General features: G+C 55.9%; 5 protein-coding genes. 4 read left to right on the forward strand and 1 reads right to left on the reverse strand.

Translation table 11 applies throughout. The features are described from left to right. Positions 1 to 75 precede the first annotated feature (75 nt). Positions 76 to 3,687: an EAL domain-containing protein gene (locus ACY692_RS03170; RefSeq protein WP_462323887.1), complete on the reverse strand. Its 3,612-nt coding sequence runs from the start codon at positions 3,685 to 3,687 to the stop codon at positions 76 to 78. 435 nt (positions 3,688 to 4,122) lie between these two features. Here ACY692_RS03170 and ACY692_RS03175 point away from each other — a divergent pair, with 435 nt between their 5' ends. From ACY692_RS03175 to recC, 4 genes are all read left to right on the forward strand, one after another. Continuing rightward, on the forward strand, positions 4,123 to 4,545 hold the full coding sequence (locus ACY692_RS03175) for a multiheme c-type cytochrome (RefSeq protein ID WP_462323888.1): 423 nt from the start codon (positions 4,123 to 4,125) through the stop codon (positions 4,543 to 4,545). A gap of 8 nt (positions 4,546 to 4,553) precedes the next feature. Next, on the forward strand, positions 4,554 to 6,575 hold the full coding sequence (locus ACY692_RS03180) for a methyl-accepting chemotaxis protein (RefSeq protein WP_462323889.1): 2,022 nt from the start codon (positions 4,554 to 4,556) through the stop codon (positions 6,573 to 6,575). A 217-nt stretch (positions 6,576 to 6,792) separates the two neighbouring features. After that, complete coding sequence (locus ACY692_RS03185) at positions 6,793 to 7,353, forward strand: HDIG domain-containing metalloprotein (protein WP_462323890.1); 561 nt, start codon at positions 6,793 to 6,795, stop codon at positions 7,351 to 7,353. Positions 7,354 to 7,358: 5 nt separating this feature from the next. Next, positions 7,359 to 10,658, forward strand: coding sequence for an exodeoxyribonuclease V subunit gamma (gene recC / locus ACY692_RS03190; protein WP_462323891.1), 3,300 nt, complete (start codon positions 7,359 to 7,361; stop codon positions 10,656 to 10,658). The last annotated feature ends 2 nt before the right edge of the window (positions 10,659 to 10,660 follow it).

The following is a 10,660-nucleotide window of genomic DNA, read 5'->3' on the forward strand; positions in this document are numbered from 1 at the left end:
GCCCCCGTTCAAACGCTCGCCTGCTTATGCGGGACAGGGCGGGGTATGTTTTTTTTGGGCATGTTCCCACCAGTGTTACCCTTCCTTTGTCCGGCGCAAGAGCAGATCCGCCTCTTCTCTAAAGAGGGGCTTGCTCAAATAAAAGCCCTGCACCTTCTCGCACCCCAGATTGCCCAGCCATTCCAGTTGGTTCTTTGTTTCCACCCCCTCCGCGACCACCTCCTTGTCCAGTGAATGGGCCAGAGCCAGAATGGCCCTGGCGATGACCCGGCTCTTGGGATTGGTGTCCAGATCCTTTATGAACGAACGGTCGACCTTGAGGGTGTCCACCGGGAGTTTTTGCAGATAGGACAGGGAAGAATACCCCGTGCCAAAGTCATCCACGGCCAAATAGATTCCCAGCGTTTTGAGCCTGTTGAGCACAACATGGCTGGTTCTGGGGTGTTCCATGAACGTGGACTCGGTGATTTCGATCTCCAATGCACCGCCGGGTAAGCCATGCCGTTCGAGTGTTTCCTGAATGCGGTCCACCAGATATGGGTGGGTCAGTTGGCGGGCGGAGAGATTTACGGCCATGACCAAATCTGGATCGGAAGAACCCCGCCACTGGGAGAGGGTGGCGCAGGCCGTTTCCAGGACATGCAGACCCAGAGGGTGCATAAGGCCGGTTTCCTCGGCTATGGGGATGAAAATATCCGGGCCGATAGGTCCCTTGTCCGGGTGGTCCCATCTGGCAAGGGCCTCAAATCCGTTGATCCCCAGAGGGTCAATGGAGTATATCGGTTGGTACGCAACCTGTATCTCCTGTTGTTCGATGGCCCTGCGGAGATCGTTTTCAAGACTCATGGTCTCCACGGCCTGATTGTGCATCTGCTTGTTGAATACCCGGAATCTGCCCGGTGCGTTTTTCTTGGCCTCATACATGGCGATATCCGCATCCCTGATGATATTTTCCGCTTGGGAATACTCCGCCGTATTGATGACAATGCCGATGCTCGCGTTGGTATGGACGGTCTTGGCTTCTATCTTAAAGGGTTGGGTAATGGCTACGAGGATACGTTTGGCCACGGATATGATTTCTCGGGGGGTGTGGAAGTCTTCGATGAGAATGGCGAATTCATCCCCGCCAAGCCGGGCAATGGTATCCTCGCCCCTGAGGAGGGGACCGATCCGCTTGGCCAATTCCACCAGAAGGTGGTCGCCAGTAGGGTGTCCCATGCTGTCATTGATTGTCTTGAACCGGTCCAGGTCGATCATCATGACAGCGAAATTGTAGCTCTGGTGACGTCTGGCGCGTTTGAGGCACCGGTCGAGGCGGTCCGAGAACAGGGCCCTGTTGGGCAGATCGGTCAGCGGGTCGTGCATGGCATAAAAGGCCATTTGGTCCTCACCCTGCTTACGGTCGAGGGCCAGGGCCGTCTGCTCGGCAATGGCGAAGAGAACGTCGAGGTCTTTTTCCCTGAATCGGTTAACATCATGGTAGTCTTGGACGCAAAGGACCCCCCTTGTCTGGCTGCCGATGATGATCGGCACCCCGAGCCAGGCCACGGGCTTGGGCCCTTTGCGCCGGTCCAAGAGCGGACTTTCCCGGGTCAGAAAAAGGGGTTTTTCGTTGCGCAGAACCCAGTTGGTCAGACCGGGTTGGTCTTCGTTGAGATCGGTTTCAATATGGTCGTAGCAGCGTCCTGAATCGTATTCGTCCACGAAATAGGGAAAGGTGATCATGTGGTTGTCGGGGTTCCAGAGGGCGATAAAGAAATTGTCCGCACCGAGGAGTTCCTTGAGCGTCTGGTGTATTTCCCTGAAAAGATACTTGGTGTCGCGCACCCGGTTGGCCATGGTGGAAATGCGCAATAGGGCCTCGAGCACGAGCTCGTTCATCTTTCTTTCCGAAATATCGATGTGCGAACCGGCCATGCGGTAGATATTGCCCTGTTCGTCCCAACGTCCGGTTCCCCTTCCCTGGATCCATTTGTACGTTCCGTCCTTACATCTCATGCGGTACTCGATCTCAAAACACGGATTGTCGGGAGAGAGATTGTTGTTGGCGGCCATGACCGGGGCATGGTCTCCGGGGTGGATGATCTCCTTCCATGCCCCGATTGTGTCCGGGAATTCTTCCGGGGCATAGCCGAGCATTCTTTTCCATCGGTTGGAAAAATAGACCTTGTCGGTCCGTCTGTCCCAGTCCCATATGCCGGTACTGTTCGCCTCGACGGCCAGGGAAAAACGCTCCTGGCTCTGTTTGAGGGCTAGTTCGGTCTTTTTGAATGCGGAAATATCCCGGATGCACTGGATCGTTGCCGGTACCTTTGTCTGTTCGTCCAAGAGCCGGGTCGCCGTGAACCATACAAAGGACCCACGTCCCCCGTAGGATTCAGGTATATACTCTTCGGCGTTTATGCCCTGGTCATTCCGCTGCAATGACGGGTAGGAACGGGCGAGTTCACTCTCCTCAAGATCCAGGCATTCGGCGAGAAAAGGGGTGTATGGGGCGAGATCGGGCACGGAACTCCCCTTTTTTCCGATGATTGTTGACTTGGGAACACTGGTCAGCTTTTCCATGGCCTTGTTCCAGGCGATGACCCTATGGGATGCATCGAGAACAAAGGTGGCATCGGGAAGAAAATCGATGATCTGATCAAGTTGACGCCTGGCCGCTTCCACGCGTCTGTTGCTGAGAATCTGGTTGATGATCACGGCTAAGGTCACGGCCAGGAGGGTGACGATGCCGGCGAGCATGTACCTCTGTGGCCAGAGTGTGTTCAGATGCTTGTTGACCTCGTTGTCCGGTGCGGAGATGGCAACGATGAATTTTTCCCGGGTCGGGAGCAGGGGGGCCGCGGTCCAGGCCACGAGTTTACGCCTGACGGTCTCTCCCCGGGCGACGGAGAATGTATATGTCCCGGTTCCATGGTTTTCGCGGACCATGCGTCTATCGATACGCTGGAGATCCCCGTGGCCGGCATGGAGAGAATCAAAGACATTACGGCCAATGATGGCGGATTCGTGGTCGAACAAGACGGTCCCGTCGGAGGAAAGGAGATAGGCCGCTCCGTATTTCCCCGAGCGTATCGGATCGATATACCGTGCAACGATCGGGGCCATGTCAACGATCAGCCCCAGGAGTGTACGGTGGCCGGCAACGGGGGAGAAGTCGACGGTTATGTGTGCCAATTGTCGGGTCGGGGAGGCGAAAAAGTCGATCCAGCATCGGTATCCTTTTGTGAACGGTGTTGGCATCCGTTTGCCGGAGACGGAATGTCGGCTGAAGTCTGCGTACCAATGTTCCTGCCCCGGAACGCTGGAAAAGATGGCCCGACCCGGATCCGTGGATTGGTAGAGAACCCCAAAGACCATTTCAGGACAGGCCATGGCAATATTTTTGACATTGTTCCCGAACGTTGGAAAATCGACTTTTTTGTCAGACAATTGAGCGATGGGTTTTTTGAGAAGGTGGGGGAACTTGTTGGTGTACATATCGAAAACCTGGGTCAATCCCCTGGCAGCAAGATATGTTTGTCGGTATTGTTGTTTGTTGAAAAGTTGTTCCTGGTGCTCCACGGTCCGTTTGTCCAGTACGTGGAAAACAGCGGCCAGAACGGTCAGGGAAAGAATGAACGTCACCAGGGTCCAAACGATGGGTTTTTGCTGGGGCGCCTTGAGAAAGGATTGTAGGGTTTTCATCGGTCGGTATTTCATCGAGTGGGGTTGCCTCTGCAAGAAAGTGGCTCCAGGAATGCGATTATGGTCATAACTCTAGAAATGGACAGGTGTCTTCTACGGGAAGCTTTGAGATTTGTCATTATTCCGGATCCGGGTTCCAACCCATTTTTCTTTTTTGGGGTACCGAACAACCGATCCGGAGTGCTCGTTTTTTCGAAGAACTATTTTTTGGGCCATGGTTCCGTGAAAATTGATTGACGCAAGTCTTGCTTGTCACTACGGCACGGGGTGAGGATACTATTTACGGTGTTGGATACGTAGAAGTTCGGAAGGATTGCGTTTTCATATCCTTCGCGTGTGTTGAAAAACCATCACGGGAATTACAGTTCAGCGTGACAAGGAAGGTGGGAGATGTTGAGGCGGGTGTATCGAGGATTGCGGATCTGGCTGGTTTGGATGATCGTTGCATTGTGCGGTGCGGGGGGAGTGGTCGCTGGTGACTATATGGGAACCACGTCCTGTGCCGAGTGCCACGAGCAGGAATACTCGAATTTTATGAAGTATTCGAAAAAAGCGCATTCCTGGAAGGGCGTGGAAAAGATGTTGCCCAAGCTGGAGCCGGCTGAGCGGAAGACCTGTTTCCGATGTCATACGACAGGGTACAAAAAAGGAGGGTTCGTGTCCTATGAAAAAACGCCGGAGTTTGCCGATGTCGGGTGCGAGACCTGTCATGGGCCCGGCAAGGACCATGTGGAGAGTGGCGGGGACCCTGTATTGATAATCCCCTCTCCGACCATAGACTCGTGCACCCAATGCCATAATTCCCAGCGGGTCAAGGACTTCAACTACAAACCCTTGCTCCACAGCGGCGCGCACTAGGAGGGCCCATGAATATTTTTAAGAAATCCCTCAACGCCAAGATAGGTCTGCTGGTATCCTTGCTTTCCCTACTGTCTTTTAGCGTTATTGTCGGACTTGCCATATACTGGCAATATACCGGCATGATCGGACAGCTGGGTGATGGCTTGAACCGTTCTGCGGAATTGCTTTACCATTCCATCGAGCGTCCCATGGTCATCGGTGATGATGCTGCCACCCGCGAGGAAATCAAGGATGTGTCCAAGAGGTTTCCCGATACCAGTCTGTTCCTCACCGATTTTAGAGGGAATGTTACGTACAGCACCGATCCCAAAGCCGCGAAAAAGGAATTTTCCGGCTACTATAGTGATCCAACAATCGGAGCGTTCGCCCTTCAGGGACTGAAAAGGAAGATGGCGGATAATACCCTGGTCAAGGTTGGCTCTAAAGACCTTTTTGTCCGTTCGGTCTCGATCATGAACGAGAAGTCCTGTTACCATTGTCATGGCTCCTCCAAGAAGATTCTTGGGACCATGGTTTTTGTCCAGAATGTTACGGAGCATGTTGGAACGATCAATGGCCATATCGTCAAGATTGTTCTCGTGTGCCTTGTCGGATTGGTTCTATTGATCGGACTGGTCACCTGGTTCATCCACGGCGGAGTCATAAACCGCGTGGCCTCGATAGTCGCGGCCTCGAACAAGGTCGCACAAGGGGATTTTTCTGCCAGTTTTGATGATGGCTCGCCTGACGAGCTTGGAGTCCTTTCCGCCAACCTGGGAAAAATGGTCGGGACCCTCAAGGAACAGCTCGGATTTTCCAAGGGGATCCTGCTTGGAATGACAGTGCCCTGCTATGTGGTCGATGAGAACGAGAATATTACCTTTGTCAACCAGGCGTCTCTGGATCTTGTCGGCCTTGAAGGCAGTTCCGAGGATTTCGTGGGTACCTCCGTCGCCCAATTCTTGTATGAGAACCCGGAACATCCCACCGTGGTCGGCAAGGTCATGCGGGAGAGGAGCACCATTGAAAAGCAGCACGTGGATGTGAACAACCGCCAGGGAAAGAGCGTCTATGGGCTGATCGATGCTGCCCCCCTCTATGATCTGGACGAGAAACTTATCGGGGCCTTTGCCATCATCACGGATCTTTCGGAGTTCCAGGCCCAGCAGCGGACCATTGAAGAACAGAACGCGATTATAGCCGATGCGGCCAAGAATGCCCATGATATTTCAGGGAGCGTTGCCACCGCGGCCGAAGAAATGGCTGATCAGGTTGCCCAGGCCAGCCGGGGGGCTGACGAACAGCGGGCCCGGATCACGGAGATGGCCACTGCCGTTGAGCAGATGAACGCCACGGTTATGGAGGTTGCCCAGAATGCATCTGAAGCGGCCGCCAATGCCGACCAGACAAAGGAGCAGGCCCAGACAGGCATGACAGACGTCAACCATGCCATCGATGCCATCGGGACGGTACAAAAGCGGGTCCATCAGATGAAAACCCATATGGACGAGCTTGGCACCCAATCCGATGAAATCGGAAAAATTATCAACGTGATCAACGATATCGCCGACCAGACCAACCTTCTGGCCCTGAATGCGGCCATTGAAGCGGCCCGGGCCGGCGAAGCCGGACGTGGATTTGCCGTGGTCGCCGATGAGGTCCGTAAATTGGCTGAAAAGACCATGTCCGCGACCAAGGAGGTCGCTTCCGTTGTCCATGGTATCCAGAACGGGACCCAGACCAGCTTAAAGGAGATGGACCAGGCCAATGGGGAAGTTGAACAGACCGCCCGGCTCGGTAAACAGGCGGGTGTTTCACTCGAAAAGATCGTCGGCTTTGTCGAAGCCTCTGCCGATCAGGTCCGGGCCATTGCCACCGCCTCGGAAGAACAATCCGTTTCTTCGGAGCAGATCGCCAGGTCTTCGGAAGAGGTGAATATCATTGCCTCGGAAACCGCCCAGGCCATGAATGAATCCTCAAACGCCGTGAATAATCTTTCCCAATTGGCCGCGGATTTGAATGCGATCATTGAGAAAATGCGCGGATAGGAGCGCGGGGTACCGGATACTCTTGGTGGACCAAACGGGCCCAGAGCAACACTCCGTTTCCATTCCCCGGAATCATGCATTTGATTCCGGGGAATGTTTTTTTGGTATTGTTTCATGCTTGAATGCCTGTGTCTGGTGGGGTATATTTTTTGATCCAGTCGTTTGGTATCCGGTTCGAGGAAAAGGTTTTCAGTTTCTAACAAAGGAGAAAGAACGTATGATCACACGAGAAGAAGCCCTTGGGCTCCTGCATTCTAATATTACGGAAAAGAATCTCATCAACCACAGCCTGGAGTCCGAAGCCGTACTCAGGGCCCTGGCCCGGGAGAAGGGGCAGGATGGGGAGGTCTGGGGACTTGCCGGACTGCTCCATGACCTTGACTACTCCCAGGTGGCCGACACCCCGGAAAAGCACGGCATGGTGGGGGCGGACATGCTCGAGGACAAGCTTCCGGAAGAGGCGGTATACGCCATCCGGGCCCATAACGACATGACCGGGGTCGAGCCCAAGACCGACCTGGATTTTGCCCTCAGGTGTGGAGAGACCGTGACCGGGTTGATCCATACCGCGGCATTGGTCAGGCCCACACGTATGGAGGGGATGAAGGCCAAGAGCCTGAAAAAGAAGATGAAGGACAAGGCCTTTGCCGCCTCGGTCAACCGGGACAATATCCGGGAGTGCGACAATATAGGCATGGAACTGGGGGATTTTTTGACCCTGGCCATTGGTGCAATCGCAGGGATAGCCGACCAGGTCGGCCTGACCCAGGAAGGATAGAGCGCATGGGATCCGGATGCAGGACATTTCTGGGCAACCGGCTCGAGGATCTGGTGGACCGCCTGGCCGAGGGTATCGGTCGTCCTCTGGACGACCCTTTTGAGCCGGAGTGCGTTATTGTCCAGAGCCAGGGCATGGCACGGTATCTTTCACTTGAGCTGGCCCGCCGTTGGCACATCTGCGCCAATATGAGCTTTCGGTTTCCGGTGGTTTTTTTTTATGATCTGTTCAAACTCCTGCTTCCGGACACGCCCGAAGAGTATCCCTTTGCCAAGGAGAACATGGCCTGGGAACTCATGGATATCCTGCCCGGATTTGCCGAACAATCCCATGGAGGACCGGTCGCCGGGTATCTGAGCGACAGGCGGGATCTCAAAATGTACCAGCTGGCCGAAAAGATCGCCTACCATTTCGACCAGTACCTCATCTTCCGACCGGATATGATCCAGGCCTGGGAGCGGGGTGGAACCATGCTCGCGGACAACGGGCACGAGATCTGGCAGGCGTCTTTGTGGCGGGAACTCGTGGGACGGCTGGGGGGGCATGGACACCGCGCTGCGCTGACCCGGCGGTTTCTAGATCGTCTGGATGCGGTGGATACCCTGCCCAAGGGGGTCCCGCAGCGGATTTCCGTGTTCGGGATCTCGAGTCTTCCCCCCCTGTATCTGGATATTCTGAGCGGGCTGGGAAACCGTACTCCCGTGGACCTGTATCTTCTCAGTCCGTGCAGCGAGTACTGGGCAGACATTGTTTCTCTCAAGGAAAAGGCGCGGCTGGCAGTGACCAAGGGAATCGACGCCGGGGCCGAACATGTTGAAACCGGCAACGACCTGCTCGGGTCATTGGGGCGGCTGGGACGCGACTTTCAGGATCTTCTTCTTGCAGGGGGGCTTCTGGAGCGGGACATGCAGATTTTTATGGAGCCGGGCGAGGATACCCTCCTGCATGAGATCCAGGGGGACATCCTGCGTATGGAAAATCCTCCCGAGCAGGGACGCGGGGGGTTCGAGATCGATGATTCCGTACGCATCGGTTCCTGCCACAGTCCCATGCGGGAGATGGAGGCCCTGCACGACCATCTTCTGGACCGCCTCGAGAAACGCCCGGAACTTGTGCCCGAGGATATCGTGGTCATGTGCCCGGACATCGGGATCTATGCCCCGTATATCCAGGCCGTGTTCGGGGCCCGCAGGGGAGAGGCGACCTTCATTCCCTTCCATATCGCCGACCAGACCAGGGAACAGGAACACCCGGCCGTCAAGGGATTCTTTCAGGTTCTGGACCTGACGACCTCCCGGTTTGAGGCCTCTGCCGTGCTTTCGCTCCTTGATTCCCCCTTTTTCCGGGAAAAGGCCGGACTTGATACCGAAGATGTGGACATTGTGCGTACCTGGGTGGCGGGCGCGGGCATCAACTGGGGGACGGACGCGGATTTCAAGCAGGAACTCGGGCTGCCAGGGTATCGCGAGAATACCTGGGTTGCCGGGGTTGAGCGGATGCTGCTTGGGGTGATGCTGCCGGAAAGGATTTGGGAGAAGACAGGAGACCGGAGGCGGGAGACCGGAAGCCAGAGGAAAGAAGACAAAGAGCCGGTATCGGATGGAGGGGTGATTGTTCCCTTTGATCCCATCGAGGGGGGGCAGGCGGAGGTTCTTGGGCGGTTTGTGGAGTTTTTGCGGGTTTTGTTTGCGCATGTGGGTAATCTGGACCGTCCGCGCTCCGTGGCGGCCTGGCGCGAGGCCCTGGCCGGGCTGGTGCGGGATCTGATGCAGGCCGGGGATGTGCTGGCCGAGGGGCTGCTGGAGCTGGTCACCGGTATTGAAGAGGTCTGTGCCCGGGCCGAGGCGAGCGGGTTTGAGGGGGAGCTGGATTTTTCCACGGTACGCTATCTGCTCAAGGGCGCCTTCGGGGAAGTGTCTTCAGGGGGGCGTTTTCTGTCCGGCGGAGTGACCTTTTGCACGTTGCAGCCTATGCGCAGCATCCCCTTCGGGGTCGTCTGTCTGGTTGGGCTTTCCGATGGTACCTTTCCGCGTCAGGACCGGTCGCCGGGATTCGATCTCATCCGCGCGGCTTCGCGCAAGGGGGATCGCTCCCTGCGCATGGACGATAGGTACCTTTTTCTGGAGGCTCTCATATCCGCCCGGGACGAGATCTATTTTTCCTATCTGGGCCAGGATGTGCGGGACAATACGAGTCTGCCGCCCAGTGTTCTTTTGAGCGAGGTCATGGATTATCTGGACAGGTATTATCCCATGGCTCAGGGAAGGCTCTCGGAGGTTTTGACCGTAAGGCATCGGTTGCAGGGGTTCCACCCAAACTATTTTGATCCGGCTTTTCCCCTCACAAGCTATGTTCGGGACAATCTGGAGGGGGCGGTGAAATTGGTCCAGCCAAGAATAGCCTCTCCCTTCATCCAGGGCGAGCTGCCGGATCGGGAAGAACCCGTCCGCGATCTCCGGTTGGATGCCTTGCATGGTTTTTGGAAAAATCCGGCCAGGTTTCTGGTGCACCATCGCCTGGGCATCACCCTGCACGGCCGTCAGGAAGGACCGCAAGACGTGGAGCCCCTGGAACGGTTGGATTACTTGGTCAGCTACCTGCTGGGAGAGGATCTCATGCATGCGGACCAGGGGGGATGGGAAGAAGCCTTTGTCCGTGCCAGGGGGACCAATGTGCTTCCCCCGGGAAACATGGGGCGGCGGCAGTTCGACGCGTTGCTGGACGGTGTGGAGGCCATGCGCACCCGGGTGGCGGATATTACCGGCGGGGCTGATCCTCTGGAACCTCTTTCCGGAACCATTGTCTGTGCACACCACGATGTGCAGGCCATGCTCGGTGAGGTCTTTCCTCCGGGCCGGATACTCGGCCGGTTCGCCAAGGCCAAGGGCAAGGATTTTCTGCACGGATGGATCGATCACCTTGTTCTGCAGCTGCTCGCACCAAACCGTGAGATGCGCACCACCTGGATGATTGCCAGGGACGGAACATGGCGTTTCGATCCCGTGGATGATGGGCTGGCCATTCTCGAAAACCTGCTCTCCCTCTTGGATCTGGGGCAGCGGGAGTGTCTGCATTTTTTTCCGGAAACCTCCCATGTTTTTGTGGTTGGAAGCAGAAAGGATATTTCCAGGGGCCGCGCAAAGGCCCGGGAAAAATGGCTGGGGTCGGACTATTCAAGCAGCGAACGGGATGATGCCTACTTCTCTCTTTGTTTCAGGGATGTGGACGCCTTGGACGACCGCTTTGAGGATCTGGCGGATCGGGTGTTCGGGCCTATTGTGGACAATGTGCGCAAGGAAGGATGACC

This window comes from Desulfoplanes sp. (assembly GCF_054921335.1).

What these genes read in the sequence shown, in the direction of transcription:
- recC (WP_462323891.1), top strand. Translation starts at nt 7,359, where the DNA reads ATGGGATCCGGATGCAGGACATTTCTGGGCAACCGGCTCGAGGATCTG.
- ACY692_RS03175 (WP_462323888.1), top strand. Translation starts at nt 4,123, where the DNA reads ATGATCGTTGCATTGTGCGGTGCGGGGGGAGTGGTCGCTGGTGACTAT.
- ACY692_RS03180 (WP_462323889.1), top strand. Translation starts at nt 4,554, where the DNA reads ATGAATATTTTTAAGAAATCCCTCAACGCCAAGATAGGTCTGCTGGTA.
- ACY692_RS03185 (WP_462323890.1), top strand. Translation starts at nt 6,793, where the DNA reads ATGATCACACGAGAAGAAGCCCTTGGGCTCCTGCATTCTAATATTACG.
- ACY692_RS03170 (WP_462323887.1), bottom strand. Translation starts at nt 3,687, where the DNA reads ATGAAAACCCTACAATCCTTTCTCAAGGCGCCCCAGCAAAAACCCATC.